General features: G+C 73.1%; 15 protein-coding genes. 3 read left to right on the plus strand and 12 right to left on the minus strand.

Annotated elements, in window-relative coordinates:
- Positions 1-5: 5 nt before the first annotated feature.
- The 10 genes from CD790_RS17980 to CD790_RS18025 form a co-directional block, all read right to left on the minus strand.
- The gene (locus CD790_RS17980) at positions 6-2,225 is read right to left on the minus strand and encodes a DUF4139 domain-containing protein (protein WP_144384267.1); all 2,220 of its coding nucleotides are present in this window, start codon (positions 2,223-2,225) and stop codon (positions 6-8) included.
- A 155-nt stretch (positions 2,226-2,380) separates the two neighbouring features.
- Positions 2,381-2,932 (minus strand): nucleoside-triphosphatase, encoded by a 552-nt coding sequence (locus CD790_RS17985; RefSeq protein WP_260867672.1) that lies wholly within the window; start codon positions 2,930-2,932, stop codon positions 2,381-2,383.
- Positions 2,933-2,984: 52 nt separating this feature from the next.
- On the minus strand, positions 2,985-3,653 hold the full coding sequence (locus CD790_RS17990; protein WP_399217747.1) for a CBS domain-containing protein: 669 nt from the start codon (positions 3,651-3,653) through the stop codon (positions 2,985-2,987).
- 156 nt (positions 3,654-3,809) lie between these two features.
- Complete coding sequence (locus CD790_RS17995) at positions 3,810-5,156, minus strand: Ni/Fe hydrogenase subunit alpha (protein WP_144384269.1); 1,347 nt, start codon at positions 5,154-5,156, stop codon at positions 3,810-3,812.
- Positions 5,153-5,941, minus strand: a complete 789-nt coding sequence (locus CD790_RS18000; RefSeq protein ID WP_144384270.1) for an oxidoreductase — start codon at positions 5,939-5,941, stop codon at positions 5,153-5,155. The genes CD790_RS17995 and CD790_RS18000 overlap by 4 nt, the downstream gene beginning before the upstream one ends.
- 1 nt (position 5,942) lies before the next feature.
- On the minus strand, positions 5,943-6,743 hold the full coding sequence (locus CD790_RS18005; RefSeq protein ID WP_144384271.1) for an FAD/NAD(P)-binding protein: 801 nt from the start codon (positions 6,741-6,743) through the stop codon (positions 5,943-5,945).
- Complete coding sequence (locus CD790_RS18010; protein WP_260867673.1) at positions 6,740-7,195, minus strand: cyclic nucleotide-binding domain-containing protein; 456 nt, start codon at positions 7,193-7,195, stop codon at positions 6,740-6,742. The genes CD790_RS18005 and CD790_RS18010 overlap by 4 nt, the downstream gene beginning before the upstream one ends.
- Positions 7,192-8,370: a 4Fe-4S dicluster domain-containing protein gene (locus CD790_RS18015; protein ID WP_144384272.1), complete on the minus strand. Its 1,179-nt coding sequence runs from the start codon at positions 8,368-8,370 to the stop codon at positions 7,192-7,194. Before CD790_RS18015 ends, CD790_RS18010 begins: the two co-directional genes overlap by 4 nt.
- A gap of 170 nt (positions 8,371-8,540) precedes the next feature.
- Entirely contained in the window at positions 8,541-9,074 is a 534-nt protein-coding gene (locus CD790_RS18020; RefSeq protein ID WP_144384273.1) for a hydrogenase maturation protease, read from the minus strand.
- 83 nt (positions 9,075-9,157) lie between these two features.
- Positions 9,158-10,627, minus strand: coding sequence for an MFS transporter (locus tag CD790_RS18025; RefSeq protein WP_144384274.1), 1,470 nt, complete (start codon positions 10,625-10,627; stop codon positions 9,158-9,160).
- Positions 10,628-10,805: 178 nt separating this feature from the next.
- On the opposite strand from CD790_RS18025, the gene CD790_RS34655 reads away from it, so the two are divergent.
- Positions 10,806-10,979, plus strand: a complete 174-nt coding sequence (locus CD790_RS34655; protein WP_186319086.1) for a hypothetical protein — start codon at positions 10,806-10,808, stop codon at positions 10,977-10,979.
- Between the two features lie 12 nt (positions 10,980-10,991).
- Here CD790_RS34655 and CD790_RS18030 read toward each other — a convergent pair whose 3' ends face one another.
- Positions 10,992-12,731 (minus strand): ABC transporter ATP-binding protein, encoded by a 1,740-nt coding sequence (locus tag CD790_RS18030; RefSeq protein ID WP_144384275.1) that lies wholly within the window; start codon positions 12,729-12,731, stop codon positions 10,992-10,994.
- Complete coding sequence (locus CD790_RS18035; RefSeq protein WP_144384276.1) at positions 12,728-14,545, minus strand: ABC transporter ATP-binding protein; 1,818 nt, start codon at positions 14,543-14,545, stop codon at positions 12,728-12,730. Before CD790_RS18035 ends, CD790_RS18030 begins: the two co-directional genes overlap by 4 nt.
- Positions 14,546-14,756: 211 nt before the next feature.
- On the opposite strand from CD790_RS18035, the gene CD790_RS18040 reads away from it, so the two are divergent.
- Both CD790_RS18040 and CD790_RS18045 read left to right on the plus strand, forming a co-directional pair.
- Positions 14,757-15,482 carry a TetR/AcrR family transcriptional regulator gene (locus CD790_RS18040; protein WP_186319087.1) on the plus strand — a complete coding sequence of 242 codons (726 nt, stop codon included), beginning with the start codon at positions 14,757-14,759 and terminating at the stop codon, positions 15,480-15,482.
- A gap of 86 nt (positions 15,483-15,568) precedes the next feature.
- Complete coding sequence (locus CD790_RS18045) at positions 15,569-16,012, plus strand: hypothetical protein (protein WP_144384277.1); 444 nt, start codon at positions 15,569-15,571, stop codon at positions 16,010-16,012.
- Positions 16,013-16,282: the final 270 nt, after the last annotated feature.

Here is a 16,282-nt window from a genome sequence, read left to right on the forward strand (position 1 = left end):
GTGTGTCAGCTCCTGCGGTCGCCGCCGACCAGGGCCTTGCCGGCCGGGACGCGGATCTCGTAACCGCCGTCGAGGGCGGCGGTGCCGCCGGCGGGCAGATCGATCCGCCAGAGGCGGGTGCCCGGGGCGTGGTGCTCGGGCCCGGGGTCGTCCTCGGGTGCCGTCCAGTCGGCCCGCTCCTCGATCCGGACGTCCGGTTCGGAGGTGACCGGCACCCGCTCGCGGACCTCGACGGTGACGGGCCTGGCCAGCCGGTTGGCCAGCTCCACATGGACGCGGTGGTCCAGCACGGTGGTGGTGTTGCGCAGACCCGAGGTCGACTCGCGCAGATGCGTACGGCGGGTGACCCGGATGCCCTCCGCCGGCCCCAGCCCCACCCGGCGGACACCGCCGGGCGCGAGCGTGGGCAGGGCGGTGGTCAGAAGGAAGTCGTCGTCGGCGGTGACCTCCACCGGGCCGGCCAGCAGGGCTTGATCGGTGGGGTTGGAGAGCACCAACGTCGCGTACACGGTCTGCTCCACGGACGGCACGCAGAGGTACTCGGTGCGCAGACCGACCGGCATCTCGGCGACGGTGAGGGTGTGCCACGTGCCGTCCGACGGGATGTCGGCCCGCGCGGCGGCATCGAAGCGGTGGTCGAAGGAGCCCGCCGACTCACGGGGTCGCACGGCGTGCCCGGGGAGCGGCAGCGCGGCCACCGCTTCGGCACGGCGGCGGTACTCGGCCGCCACCGCGTCGAAGGGGGAGTCGGGAAACAGCCGACCTCTGCGATCGCCCCGCTCGTCGGGGCCGCACAGCACGAGGGCGGCGTAGTCGAGCTCGGCGCCGCTCGGCTGTGGCGGACCGGCCGCCGGTGTCGGGGGCGGCGATGGCGCGGCCGCCCCGGGAGCGGCGGGTGCGGAGGGCGCGGAGGGCGCCATGGCGCCAGGTGACATGGCGGCAGGTGCCGTGTGGGCCGGCGCGGCAGGTGCCATGGGGGCCGGTGCCGGTGGCATGGGGGCCGGTGCGGCAGGTGTCATGGCGGCGGGAGGCCCCGCGAAGGACCGGCTGCCGGCACCTGGCCTGCCGGCCGGTCGCGACCGGGCCGGCTGCGCGAGGTCGGGCATGCCGCCGCCGAAGACCTCGGGGAAGGTGCCGTCCGTGCCCCCGGGAAGCGGGAGCGCGGCGGGCGGGCCGCCGTAGCCCTGTGGTGCCGGCGGTGGTGGCGGTGGCGGCGGAAGGGGGCCGGGCGCCGGGCCTCCCGCCCCGGCCCCGGCCGCGTAGTCGGCTCCGGCGACCGCGGGCGCGCCGGTCGGAGCAGGGCGAGGGCCTGCCGCGTCGTACCCGGAGAACAGGTCCGCGAGGCCCGCCGGGGGTTCGCGCCAGCCGGCGGGCGTGGGGGCGGACTGCCGGCGTCCGATCCGGATCGAGCGGAGTTTCGGCAGGTCGGAGCGGCGCCGCAGGTCGGCGGTGGCCAGGCCGACGCGCACGCCGGTCCAGTCCTCGCCGGTGCGCTGGGCGACCGCCGCGCGCAGCACCAGACGGCCGCTGTCGTCTCCCCGGCGGTGGGTGAGGCGGTAGGCGGGCACCCAGACGGCGCCCGGCACCTCGTACTCCAGCTCCACTTCCACCTCCGCGCCACCGGCGCCGTCGAGGGTCAGCAGCGCGGAGACCGTGGTCTCCACATGCGCGGACGGCGCGTCGGTGGAGGCGCGGGCCAGTCCGTCCGCGGCGACGGTGAGCTCGTGCTCGACGCGACGCAGTGTCTCCTCCAGCTCGACGAGGCGTGCGTGCAGCCGTGTCAGCCGCTCGTCGACGAAGTCGGCGAGTCCCAACCACGCGTCGACCGGGGTGCGGCGGTGCGGGTCCTCCTGCCCGCGGGCCGGTGGGATCGGCCGCAGAGCCCTGATCTCGTCGATGCGGTTCAGCTGCCGGTCCCGGCGTCCCAGCGCCGCCGCGTACTCGTCGCGCAGCCGCTCGACCTCGCGCCGCGACGCGTGGGGGGCGCCGGTGCCGAGCGGCTCGGCCTCGACGTCCACTCGGGCCTCGGTGACGCGCACCTCGGGGGCGCCAAGGGCACGGGCCCGCAGCGAGCCCATGTCCAGCGAGCGGGGCAGTCCCGTCACCCGCACCCGGCCGTCCGGCGGCATGCCGCCCCGGGCCAGCCGCCGGCAGACCGCGCCCTGTGCGTACACCACGACCGAATCGAGGGTCGACTCCCACCTCTGTGCTGTCGCAGCCGTCATGTTGCTCCGCCCCCCGCCGATCCGTGCTGAGCGCAGCCTACGCCCGAGCGGTCCGCCCCTCCGCGTCGAGATCCTCGGGCATCGGTCCCACGCCCTCGTTCACGCGCGGGGAGTGGGACGTGGGGCGTGGGGCGTGAGGTGCGGGGCGTGGGGCGCTATGCCTCCAGCCGTGCCGCGAGCTCCCCGGGCAGCGCGTCCCGGTTCCGCGCGGTCACCTGGACCACCTCGACGCCGGCGCGCCGCTTGAGGGCGTCGGTGAACGGGTCGTGGTGGGCGTGCACGGTGGCGACGACGTCGATGCCGGCCGTGAACAGTTCCCGCACGGCCTCCCGGAACGCGGAGCTGCACAGTTCCATCCGACCCAGCTCGTCGACGAGCGCGAGATCCCCGGGCGCGGGGTTCCGCGACAGCCGGGCGAGGGCCGACAGCGCCAGGTCGTCCATGACGCCCGGATCGACACCGTACCGGCCGACGCGCGGCGGCCCGGGGAAGGTGACATGCGCGAGCACGGCCCGCCTGCCGTCCAGCGTCTCCAAGGCGAAACCCACTCGGGCGGTGCCCTCCCGGATCTCCTCCGTCGTGAAACCGACGGGCGTACGGGTGCGCAGCAGGGAGGCGAGCCGCCGCACGGCGGTCGTCTTGCCCACCCCCGGGCGTCCCTCGAGCAGGATCCTTGTCGGCATCGCGTCCTCAGAGCGTGCGTTCACGGGCCTCCTCCGCGTTCGTCTCGTGGACGGGCCCAGGTGGTGTCGGCCCCCGCTACCGACGCGCGGTTTCGGGCGGCTGTTCGGTGTCCTGAGGGGACCTCTCCGCCGGAGCCGGGCCCGTCATCTCGTTCACGAAGTCCACGACGCCTTCCACGGCGCGGATCAGGCGGGCCGCCACGGGGACGAGGGAGACGTCGTCGATCCGGCCGCTCAGGGTCACCACGCCCTCCCGTACGGTCACCCGGATCGGCCGTTGCGGATCGGGGAAGAGAGCGCGGACCACCTCCCGGCGCACCTCCTCCTCGATCTCCTCGTCCGGTCGCAGGAAGACCTTCAGCAGATCGATGCGGCTGACGATGCCCGTCAGGCGTCCCTCGTCGTCCACCACGGGAAGCCGCTTGATGTGCCAGTGGGTCATGACGCGCGCGGTCTCCGCCAGCGTCGCGTTCGCGTGCACGGTGACGGCGGGGGTGCTCATGAGCTCGCCGGCGGTGACCGCGCCCGCCTTGGTGAGTTCGGGAAGCCGGCGCAGCTGCTCGTAGCGGGTCGGGTCGCCGTCCCGGAAACCCTCCTTGGGCAGCAGATCGGCCTCCGAGACGACGCCGATCACCCTCCCCTCGCCCGCCAGCACCGGCAGGGCACTGACCCGCCACCGCGCCAGGGTCTCGACGATCTCCTTGAAGGTCGCGTCGCGCCCGACGGCGACGACGGTCTGTGTCATCACATCTCTCACGAGGTGTGGGGCGCCATGCACGATGTCCTCCTTCCACGGTGCCTCCACCACCATGGTCGACCCACCGCCGCACGCCGGGGGAGAGTCGAGCGGCGCTCCGCCCCGACGACCCGGCCCGCCCGGCTCCGCGCGGCCACAGGTCGCTCACGCTCGGCGGCGCCGTTCGACGGTCAGGTCCAGGAAGTGGGCCGAGCAGGAGATACAGGGGTCGTGGTTGCGGATGGCGCGTTCACACAGCCGGGTCAGCTCGGCGTCCGTGGCCTCCCCCTGCTCCAGCCGGCCCTGGACGACCCGGCGCAGGTCCTCCTCGATGGCGCCCTGGTTCTGGGCCGTGGGCGGGACGAGGCAGGCGTCGGTGACGAGCCCATCGCGGTCGAGCGTGTAGCGGTGGTAGAGGGTGCCGCGGGGCGCCTCGGAGGCGCCGTGGCCCGTTCCGGGCCGGGGGAGGACGTCCACGGCGGGGTGCGGTGGGCGCTCGTAGGAGCCGATCAGGCGCAGCGCCTCCTCCACGGCGTAGAGGACCTCGACGGCCCGTACGACGATGCTGCGGAAGGGGTTGCGGCAGATCTCCCCGGACGCGGGGTCGGCGAGCCCGGCGGACGTCGCGGCCTCACGGACGGCAGGGGGGAGCAGGTGACCGCTGATGGCGTACCGGGCCAGCGCGCCCGTGAGGTGCCGTCTGCCGTCCAGCCGGGCTTGGAGCGCGGTGGAGTGGGGCACCTGCTCCTCGACGACGCGGGCGGGGAAGTCGGTCAGGGGGAACGTGCGCGGGTTGGCCCCGTCGCCATGGGGCAGCACGGTGGGGGTTCCGGCCTCGATGGCGTAGGTGTCCGGTGCGGCCAGGGCGAACAGGTCGGCGTCGCACTCGGCGTCGGGGAAGTCGAAGCCGGCCACCCAGGCCACGGTCGCCAGCGCGTCGTCGCGGGCCTGTCGCAGCCGCTCGGCCAGCGGGCGCAGCTCACCGCGCGTCGGAACGTGGTGGAAGCCGCCGACCCGGACGTTGATCGGGTGGATGGCGCGTCCGCCGAGGAACTCCATGACGGTGTTGCCGGCCTGCTTCAGCCGCAGACCCCGTTCGACCTCGGCGCGGTGGCTCCGGGCCAGTTCGATGGCGCTGTCACAGCCGAGGAAGTCGGGTGCGTGCAACAGGTGGATGTGCAGGGTCTGACTCTCGATCCACTCCCCGCAGTACAAGAGCCTCCGCAGTGCGGCGAGTTGTCCGTCGACCGTGATGCCGCAGACGTCCTCGATCGCCTGGCAGGCGCTCGTCTGGTAGGCGACCGGGCAGATGCCGCACACGCGCGAGGTGAGGTCCGGCGTCTCGGTGTGCCGTCGTCCGCGGAGGAAGGCCTCGAAGAAGCGCGGCGGTTCGTAGATCCTCAAACGGGCCTCGGTGACGGTGCCGCCGTCGATCCGCAGCCGCACCGCACCTTCACCCTCGACGCGCGCGAGCGCGCCGACGCGCACCGTGCGCGAACCGCCGTGTGTCATGAGCGCTCCTCCCCCTCGCTCGGCTCGATCGCGGCGAAGTCGTTGACGTTGAAGGTGTGCAGGAACCGCCGGACGTCCTCGTCGCTCATGCCGTCGCTGCGCAGCAGAGGGATCATCGCGGGCATGTTGGTCGAGCCGGACGGCCCGAAGCACCCGTAGCAGCCGCGTCCGTAGGCCGGGCACAGTGCTCCGCATCCGGCATGGGTCACGGGTCCCAGACAGGGGGTGCCGTGCGCGACGGGGAGGCACACGGTGCCGCGCCGCTTGCAGGCGAAGCAGACGCTGTGGTCGGGGATGTCGGGGCGACGGCCGGCGAGGAAGGCGGTGATCACCTCCAGGAGCTGCCCGCGGTCGATGGGGCAGCCGCGCAGTTCGAAGTCGACGGGGACATGGGCCGAGATGGGCGTGGAGGTGGCCAGGGTCCGGATGTACCGGGGTTCGGCGTAGACGACCGCCTGGAACTCGGCGACGTCGGCGAAGTTGCGCAGGGCCTGGACACCGCCCGCCGTCGCGCAGGCCCCGATGGTCACCAGGTGGCGTGAGTCGGCGCGGATCCGGCGGACCCGTTCGAGGTGCTCGGGGGTGGAGACCGAGCCCTCGACGAGCGACAGGTCGTATGGTCCGGGGCGGATGTCGCTCGACGCCTCCACGAAGTGGGCGATCTCCACCTCGGCCGCCAGGGGGAGCAGCTCGTCCTCGCAGTCCAGCAGGGTGAGCTGACAGCCGTCGCAGGAGGCGAACTTGAACACGCCGAGCCGGGGTCGGGGGCGTGGGGGATCGGCCATGTCAGAGCTCCCGTACCGCGAGCAGGGGCCCGGCCTGGTCATAGCCGACGACCGGGCCGTCTCGGCACAGCAGCAGGGGACCGAGCTGGCAGTGGCCGCAGTGGCCGGTGGCGCAGTGCATGTTCCGCTCCAGGGAGACGCGGATGCCCTCCGCCGGGACGCCTCGGTGGAGCAGCTCGCGGGCGGTGGCGCGGATCATGACCTCGGGTCCGCAGACGAAGGCCGTGGTCTCCCGAGGGGAGAACGCGGCCTGGTCCAGGAGCGTGGTCACCACTCCGACATGGCCGCTCCACCCGGGCCCCGCCCGGTCCACCGTCACCCCGCAGTACGGCCGCCCCCAGCCGCCCAGTTCCTCTCGGTACAGCAGGTCCTCCGGGGCACGGGCGCCGATGAGGACGTTCAGCCGTCCCCGGCCGCCGGGCGAGGACAACGCCGCCCGCACCAGCGGCCGCAGCGGGGCCAGGCCGATGCCGCCAGCCACCACGAGCAGGTCTCCTCCGCCGGCGGCCGACAGCTCCCAGCCGGTGCCGAAGGGGCCCCGCACGCCCACCCGTGTCCCGGGGGCGGCCTCGCACAGGGCGCGGGAGACCGCGCCCACCCCGCGGATGGTGTGGGTGAGGGTGCCGTCGCGCAGGCCGGCGACGGACACCGGGATCTCGCCGACCCCGAACGCGTAGACCATGGCGAACTGGCCCGGGGAGAAGGACGGCAGTGCCTCGCCGACCGGGCACAGCTCGATCGTGCGGGTGTCCGAGGTCTCGGCCCGGTTGCTCGCCACCCGGTAGGGAAGGGGGATGGTCACGGCGCCGGTTGGCTCCCGTACGGGCCGTAGAGGTCCAGCAGCCGGGTGCGAGCGGCGCGCAGCCGGCGACCGATGACCTCCACGACGTAGGTGAGCAGCGCGTGGTCCAGCTCGGGGTCGCGCTGGCACAGGGAGAGGACCTCGGCCGCGTCGAACTCCCAGGCCCGCACCTGGCTCGTCGCCTCCGCGCCCAGGTGCCACTCGTGTGGCGGGCACACCCAGGACCAGCCCAGCAGCCGTCCCGGGCCCAGGGTCTCCACGACCGCGGCCCGGCGCCCGGGCACATGGATGTCCAGGCTGACGCTGCCGCTGCGGATCACCCAGAACCGGTTGGCCTTTCCGCCCTCCTCGAAAATGCGCGTGCCGGCGGGGAAGGACACCTCGCGGCTCAGCTCCATGAGCCGCGCGCGCGGGCCTTCGGGGACGGCGGCGAGCAGTCCGGTGCGCTTCACGTCGCCCTGTTCCTTCCTCCGGGCCGCCGGTCGAGGGCCTCCCGGTGCAGGGCGTGCGCCTCCTCGGTGATGTCGATGCCGACCGGGCACCACACGACGCAGCGGCCGCACCCCACGCAGCCGGAGCTGTCGAACTGGTCGTGCCAGGTGCCCAGTTTGTGGGTGAGCCACTGGCGGTAGCGGCTGCGGGAGGAGGAGCGCACCGAGCCGCCGGGCAGATGGGTGAAGTCCAGGTCGTAGCAGGACTCCCAGCGGCGCCAGCGTTCGGCGTGGTCGCCGGTCAGGTCGGTGACGTCCTCCGTGGTGGTGCAGAAGCACGTCGGGCAGGCCATGGTGCAGTTGCCGCAGGTCAGGCAGCGGGCGGCGACATCGTCCCAGCGTTCGGCCTCCAGAGTGCCCGCCATGAGCGTCTGGAGGTTCACCGCGGGCATGGTGCGACCCATCCGTCCGGCGGCGTCCGCCACGCTCTCCCGGGCTCTCGTACACGTGGCCTCGTCGGCGGGCCGCCGCGGCAGGCGGGCGAGCACCTCCTCCCCCTCCGTGGTCCCGGCGCGAGCCAGGAAGCGGTGGCCGGCCTCGTCCACCACCTCGGTCAGCGCCAGGTCGTAACCGGGTTGCGCGGCAGGACCGGTGCCCATGGAGACGCAGAAGCAGGTGGCGCCCGGTTCGGTGCACTCCACCACGACGATGAAGGCGCCGGTGCGGCGCTCCCGGTAGGTCTCGTCCCGATGCCGGTCACCGATCATGACCCGGTCCTGGATCTGAATGGCCCGCAGGTCACAGGGGCGCACCCCGAGAAAGGCGAACGAGGCGGGCTCCCGGCGCTCGGGACGGACCGTCATCTCGCCGTCCGGGCCGCGGTCGGCGGTCCACTGGCGCACCCGCTCGGGGTGCAGGAAGTTCTTCCACGACTGCGGGCCGGCGCTGTGGGCGAAGGCCGCGGAGTCGTCCCGCCGCCTGACGCGGTAGCGGCCCGCCTCCAACTCCACGCCCCACCCGTAGGGCAGGGCGTCGGCGGAGTCCAGCTCGGCCAGCACGATGGCACCGTCCCGCAGGGTCGGCCCGATCACCGTCCGGCCCCGTGCGCGCAGCTCCCGCACCAGTGCCACGATGCCTTCACGGTCCAGCACATGACCGGTGCGGCCGACGTCTGGCGGTGCCGTGGCGGAGGGCATGGCGTCTCTCCCGCTTGTTCCGAAGATCGGGGAATGCTGCTTCTCAGCCTGACCACACTTCTCGCGGCGCGCACGCCGAGTGCGCCGAGCGGCTGTCCCCTCCGGCCCGAGGCCCGGCCCGGGCCGGCGTCGGTGTGAACCCCTGGCCCGCCGCACCGCGGTGGGGTGGGTCAGGGCCCGAGGAGATGGAGGGCCACCTCTTCCGTGACGCGTTCCGCGAGCGGTCCGACAGCCGAGGCGACCGCGGGGGACAGGCCCGTGCCCAGGGAGGTGTCGGCCCCCTCGACCGCGTAGACGACCAGTCGCCCGGGCATTCTGCCCAGGGCGCGTGCCAGCTCGATCGCCTCGCCCAGACCGAGCCCGTGGCTGCTCGCGGCGCCCGCCCCCCCTACCGTGCGTCCGTCCGGCTCCCACCGGTGGATCCGGCCCGGACACCCCGCGCCGGTGTGGGCCGCGTCCACGACGACAGCCAGCCCGGCCTCCTCCCACAGGCCGATCAGCCGACCGGGATCCCCGTCGCGGCACGCCAGCCGGATTCCGGCGGGGAGGGCGCCGTCGGCCGCGCGTTCCTTCAACCGGGCGACGACCGCGAGTCCCACCCCGTCGTCCCGCCGGAACGCGTTGCCCACCCCGATGACGGTGATACGGGCGGAGGTGGGCAATGGTCTGCTCCCGGAGTCCGATACCTGGGCTGCGACGTCCATCCTGTACCCCGCCTCGCCGCCTGTCGCTCGGACGAGGCGGGGTGGCTGTCGCGGACTCCTCGTCGGGCGGCCGCCTCCGCCGGTCAGTTCCGCGCCGGAAGCGCGTCTCCGCCGTCGGCCCGCTCGGCCCGCTCGGCCTGCTCGGCCTGCTCGGCCTGTGGCGGCGGGCTGGTGCGGCGCGGCACGGTGAGGGCGACGAGGGCGGCGGAGACCAGCAGCACGGCGCTGAGGGCGAAGCCGAGTGCGTAGCCGTCGTTCAGGGCGTCGGGCGTGGCCGGCTCGCCGGTGCGGTGGTGGGCGGCGGTGCCGAGGGCGGCGAGCCCGAGGGAGGCGCCGATCTGGCGGGAGCTGTTGAGCAGGGCCGAGGCGGTACCGGTCTCGTGGGCCGCGACACCGGCGGTGGCGGTGGCGACGACCGGTCCGAGACAGAGACCGAAGCCGACGCTGGCGACGATCGAGGGCCCCAGGACATGGGTGGCGAAGGCGCCGTCGGGGCTGATGGTGCTGAACCAGGCGAAGCCCGTCGCGGTCAGCAGTCCGCCGCCGACCAGCAGGGTTCGGGGAGCGAGGCGGTAGCCGAGTTTGACGGCCAGCACCGAGCCGGCGACGACACCGAGGGCGAAGGGCAGGAACTGGACCCCGGTCAGCGCCGGTCCGTTGCCGAGCACACGTTGCAGGTAGAGGGACATGAAGTAGAAGGCCGAGGCCATGGCGGCACCGACCAGCAGGTTGTAGGCGTTGGCGCCGGCGACCGAGCGGTTGGCGAGCAGGCCGAGTCGGATCAGCGGTTCGCGGCCGGTGGTCCGCTCGACGTGGACGAAGGCGGCCAGCAGCGCCATGGCGGCCGCCAGGGTCGTCACGGTGACCGTCGAGGTCCACGCGTGCTGGTCGGTGCGGACGATGCCGAAGACCAGCAGGGTCATACCGGCGGTGGCCAGGACGGCCCCCGCCACGTCGGGTCGGCCGCGGCGGGCCGGCGGCGGGCTCGCGACCACACCCCGCCAGACGAGGGCCAGCGCGACTGCGGCCATCGGCACGTTCACGAACATCACCCAGCGCCAGCTGGCGTACTCGGTGAGCAGTCCGCCGATCAGAACGCCGAAGGCGCCGCCGGCGGCGTTCATCGCGCTCCACACGCCGAACGCCCGGACGCGGGCCTTCCCGGTGGGGAAGGTCGCGGCCAGCAGGGCCAGCGCGGCCGGCGCCAGCGCGGCGGCCCCGACGCCCTGGGCGGCGCGGGCGGCCACCAGATGGCCGGGCTCCTGGGCGAAACCGCCGACGAGGGAGGCGAGGCCGAACAGACCGAGCCCGAGCAGCAGTACACGTTTGCGGCCGTACCGGTCGGCGGCTTTGCCGCCGAGGAGGAGCAGCCCGCCGAAGGTGAGGGCGTAGGCGTGGATCACCCAGGTCAGACCCACCGCGCTGAAGCCGAGGCCGGCGGCGATCTGCGGGAGTCCCACGTTCACGACCGAGAGGTCCAGCGAGACCAGGAACTGCACCACCGCCACGGCCGCGAGGGTGATCCCTGGCCGTGACACCGAACTGTCTGTCATCGCGTACTCCGTCTCTTCTCGGCGGTGGTGCCGCCGAGCCGACTTTTTGAACATGTTCCGAAATTGGGGCGCGGAGACCCGCCTCTGTCGAACGCGAGAGTCGAAGAGCGTCCGTTCGCGTCTGTGCGCGGGACGGGAGGAGAGCGGGTCGGCGCGAGGAAGGATGGCGGCAGGCGTGATGACCCGCGCACGTGCGCGGCGGCTCGACCGGCGGCACGACCGGCGGCACCGCCGGTCGCCTCCGGTCGGCTTCCGTCGCCCCGGCGTCGCCGCGGTCCACGCCGAGCGGGACCTCGTGCGGCGACGAGGGGCGAGCAAGGTCAGGGAATCCGGATCCGACCGCGCGGAGTGACCCGTCGTCGGATCAGCGCACCGTCATCGGCCCGGTCAGACGCCAACCGTGGGCGCGGCGGCGCTCCCGCCAGTACCGGGCGTAGCGACCGTCGTGAGCGAGCAACTCGTCGTGGGTGCCCTCTTCCACGGCCCGCCCCTGGTCGAGGACCACGATGTGGTCGGCCTCGCGCAAGGTGTGCAGCCGGTGCGCGATCACCAGAACGGTGCGGTCCCGCGACAAGGCCGCCATGGCCTCCTGCAGGGCGTGCTCGTTCTCCGCGTCCAGCGCGGCGGTCGCCTCGTCGAACAGCACGATCGGAGCGTCCTTCAGCAGGGCGCGCGCGATCGAGACGCGTTGCCGCTCACCGCCGGAGAGACGGCTGCCGCCCTCACCGACCGGAGCGTCCCAGCCACCCGGCAGACGGTCGGCGATGACGTCGACCCGCGCCGTGCGGGCCGCGGCGTAGACCTCCGCGTCGGTGGCGTCGGGCCTACCGAGACGCACGTTCTCGAGAATGGTTCCGTCGAAGAGGTAGACGTCCTGGAAGACCACCGAGATGGCCGACGTCAGATCCTCGGTCCGCATCTCGGACACGTCCACACCGCCGACCCGGACCGTGCCCGCGTCGGGGTCGAAGAACCGCGCGATCAGCTTGATCACGGTCGTCTTGCCGGCGCCGGACGGACCGACCAGCGCGGTCATCCGGCCCTGCGGCACCCGCATCGACAGTCCGTCCAGCACCGCTGAACCGTCGTAGCCGAAGCGGACGTCGTCGAGTTCGACGTCGGCGCCGTCCGCCCGGCGCGCCACCCGCGGTTCGGGCAGTGTCTCGGTGGCGAGCAGTTCGTTGATCTCGGTCAACGCGTTCTCGGCGACACGGAGCGCGCCACCGAGTTCGGCGGTGAGCATGACCGGTTCGACGAACCGGGCCGCCAGCACCAGCAGGGCGATCAGTTCGGCCGTCTCCAGCGAGCCGTCGAGCGCGAGACGGGTGCCCAGGGCCAGCAGTACGAAGAACGACGTCTGCGCGACGAATCCGAGCCCGACGACACCGGGCATACCCGCGCGGAGCATCCGGCGACCGGCCGCGTGCTGCGCGACCAGCGCGTCGTCGAGGGCGGTATGGCCCTCCACCGTACGGCCGAAGGCCCGCAGAACCGGCTGGGCGCGGGCGAACTCCACGATCCGCCCGGCGGCCTCGGCGTGAATACGGTCCGCGTCCCGGTCGGCGGCCTGCATGCCACGGCCGGCCACCCGGTACACCAGCGCCACCGCGACCGCGGCGACGGACATCGAGACGGCCAGCCGCCAGTCGAACAGGAACATCGCCAGCACCACGACCAGCGGGGTGACGACGGCGTCGACCAACTGCCGCAGCAGGTGCGCCGGCACCCCCATGATGTCGACCACACGCTGCGCGGCCAGACGCCCGAGTCCGCCGACGCGATCGGCGGTGAACCAGGACAGCGGAAGCTGCGCGACCTTGTCGCCGATACGGTGGTGCAGGTCGCGGCTCATGTTCGCCCCGGTCCGGTAACCGGCCAGGGTCGCCGGATAGCTCACCGCCGCGTAACCGGCCCACAGCGCCGCGAGCGCGATCACCCACGGCCAGGCTCGTGCCGGCTCGTCGCCGAGCAGCTCGCGCAGGACCGGGACGAGCAGCACGAAGGCCACGCCCTGCAGCAACGCGGCCGCGGTGAACCAGCCGAGCAACCGGCGCAGCGCGCGGTCGTGCTTCGAGCCGAGTGCGGTGAACAGTCGACGGATCATCGTGCTTCCCCCTTCGCCGCGCCGGCTCCGGCGTAGACGCCGTGATCGCCCGCGTCCCCGAGCCCGGACCGCTCCTGCAGCCGCCACATCCGCGCGTACCGTCCCCCGGCGGCGAGCAACTCCTCGTGGGTGCCCTGCTCGACCATCCGGCCCTGTTCGAGCACCACGATGCGATCGACGCCGACCACCGAGGCCAGCCGGTGCGCGACGACGAGCACGGTCCGCCCGGCCGCCAGCTCCGAGAGCGCGTCCTGGATCAGCGCCTCCGATTCGGGATCGGCATGGGCGGTCGCCTCGTCGAGCACCACGATCGGGGTGTCCGCGAGAATCGCCCGGGCGATGGACAGCCGTTGTGCCTCACCACCGGAGAAGCGGACATCACGGCCGACCACGGAGTCGTAGCCGCGGGGCAGCGCCTCGACGCGCTCGTCGACGGCCGCCGCCCGAGCCGCGCGGCGCACCGTCTCCTCGTCCGCCTCGGGACGGGCGAGGCGGATGTTGTCGCGCACGCTGGCGTCCAACAGCTGAACGTCCTGCAGCACGAACGACACCAGCCGGTACAGCCGGTCCGGTGCGATGTCACGCAGGTCGACGCCGCCGATCGTGACGGTGCCCGCGGTCGGGTCGAAGAACCGGGGCAGCAGCTTCGCCAGTGTCGTCTTGCCCGAACCCGACGTGCCCACCAGCGCCGTCACGGTGCCCGGCTCGAGCACCAGGTCGATGTCGCTCAGCACCGGCCGGTCCGTGTCGTAGCCGAACTCCACACCCGACAGCTCCACCCGGGCGCCGCCGTCCAGCCGCGGCTGCCGTGGAGCGGCGGGGACCGCCAGTTCCGGCGCCGCGAGCAGCGCACCCACCCGCTTGGCCGCGGCGCCCGCCTTCTCCACGTCGTGGCTGTAGTAGTGCAACGCCTGCATGGGGCCGGCCAGCCCGAGTCCGAGGATCGCGAACGGCAGCAGGTCGACCGCGGGAAGGTGACCGGCGGACACCAGTGCCGTGCCGCCGGTCAGGACCGTGAGCAGCACGGTGACCGGGCTCATCGCCAGCTCCGAGGCCGCGCTCGCCCGATAGGACTTCGAGATCCAGGCGAGGAAGAACTCCGCGAAGTCGTCGGCGGCCTGCCCGTACTGTCGGTGCGCGCGCCTGGCCTGTCCGAACATCTTCACCACCGCGATGCCCTCGACGAACTCGACGACCCTGCTGACGATGCGCTGCTGCGCCTCGTCGAAGGCCGCCGTCTGCGACTCCATGGTCAGCATCATCCGGAGGAACAGCGCGAGGCCGACCGCGATCGGGATCAGCAGGATCAGCGCCATTCGCCAGTCCACCCAGAACAGGTAGACCAACGTCGCCAGGGGAGTCACCACACTCGTGGTGAGGTTCAACAGCGCGTGCGCGACCAGGTGGTGCATCGTGTCCACGTCGTGCTGCACCGCCTTCCCGACCCCGCCCGCGCCCCGATCGGTGAACCACCCCAGCGGCACCCGGCCGAGCCGGTCGACCAGACGTCGTCGCACCGACAACTGGAAATCCAGGTCCGCTCCATGGGCGAGCGCCCCCGCCAGTGTGGTCAGCGCCAGCCACACCATCAGCGCGCCCGCCGCGATCGCGGCAACCGTCCATGCCCGGTTCTCGTCGACCGGGCCATCCGTCAGCAGCACTTCGGCCAGTTCGGCGACCGCGGCGAACGGCACCACGGCGACCACGGCCCCGACGGCCTGGAGGCCGATCGCCGTGCCCAGCCGCGGCCGGACGGGGCGCAGTAACGCCCCGAGGCCGATGGCATCGGCGGGTTTCGTCTGGTCCGTCTTCATCGTCCGCCCGTGACCTTCCGTCGTCCGTCAACACGCGTTCCAGCCCCCATCGAAACAGCGGGGGGCGAGTCCCGGCGCCGCGCATGCGGAGGGAGCGCCTGGACTTTTCGAACGCGTTCTAAAAGTAGCAGCGAGGACAGCGGCTGTCGATCACGGGAGGGGAACCGGGCCGGTTTTGCGGCGGGGGAGGGCGGGGCAGCATGATGGGACGATGTCCCGCTCCGCCTCTTCGCCCCGCCGCACCGGCCGGCCACGCCTGACCTCCCGCGAGCAGATCCTGGCGGCGGCCCGCCAGCTCATCGACCGGGACGGGTGGGAGAAGCTGACCATCCGTCGGCTGGCCGCCGAACTCGGCATCGGGGCGACGACCCTGTACCACCACGTACGGGACAAGGAGGAGCTGCTGGTCCTCCTGCTCAACGACTACGTCTCACGGCTCGAACGCCCCCGACTGCCCAGTGAGCCGGGGGACCGCGTCGTCGCGGCCGCGACCGCGATGCACGACGCCCTCAGGGCGTGGCCCTGGGCGACGGAGGTCCTCACGACCGACGGTTTCGTGGGCCGCCTCGACGCGTCGGCCCTGTGGATGGTCGAAACCATCGTGGCCGGAGCGATGGACCACGGATGCACACCCGACCAGGCCATCGTCGTCTTCCGTAGCGTCTGGTACTACACCGTCGGCGAGATCCTCGTCCGCGCCCACTCCACGCGCCGGCCCGACGACGGCCGCTTCGTCCCCGTGGGCACCGTTCCCGGCAACATCGACCCGTCCCAGGTGCCACGGCTGGCGGCCATCGGACACCGATGGGCGGCTGTGGTCGCGCAGGACACCTACCCCCAGGGACTCCGCGCCCTCGTCGACGGGCTGCTGGCACAGGCCACGTCGGCGGAGACCGGTGGTCCGTCTGCGAGGCGATCGCGGCCGGAGACAGCGTGAGGTCGGCGATGAGCGAGGCCGGACGAGGTCGGCGATGAGCGACGCTGGACGAGGTCGGCGATGAGCGACGCTGGACGAGGTCGGCGATGAGCGACGCCGGACAGACCGCCGCCCGTGGTCGCGTGGCCGCCAGGGCCGGAACGTTCCCTCCCCACCCCGTTCGGGGCGTCCGCGCCGTGTACGCGCGTCAGAGCAGCTGTCCCTCTGACTTCGCCGAGGTCACCGTGGACTTCGAGCCGTGGGAGGAGGGAATCGTGTTCGAGGTGGCCACCCGCCTGACCACTCATGGCTCCATCGAGGAAACGGAGTTGGCCGAGTACCAGACCGCGCTCGCTACGGGCATTCGTGAAGAGCTGGCGGAGCTGGGCGAGGAAACCACCGTGGCGGTAGCGGTCGTGTTGCGCGGCATCCGTGTCCACGAGGTCGATTCCCATCGAGGAGCCTTCCAGGCGGTCGGACGCGTTGCGGTACGCAATGCTCTCGCCTTGGCCTACGGGCCGCCCCCGAGGCCGAAGCGCCGCCACGCTTGACGACTCGCCGCGCGCCTGACTTCGCGAGGAGAACGTAGTGCACGGCGCGGCGCGCCTCAGGGGGCGAAGACCGTGCTGGCCAGGGTCACGGATGCTCAGCAGGTGACGGCCGGCCATAGCCGTGCGTGGCGCGAGATGCCGGTGAGACGCGGCCGACCGCATGAACCGCACGAAGGGCTCCTGGGGCGGCGGGGAGACCGAACGGCGATCGGCGGCGGGGCCGCGTCACCCCGCCTCGCCCGCCATGGCGGCAACATCCCCGTTCCATCG

The sequence above is a fragment of the Streptomyces sp. SAJ15 genome, assembly GCF_007595705.1.
Classification (GTDB): domain Bacteria; phylum Actinomycetota; class Actinomycetes; order Streptomycetales; family Streptomycetaceae; genus Streptomyces.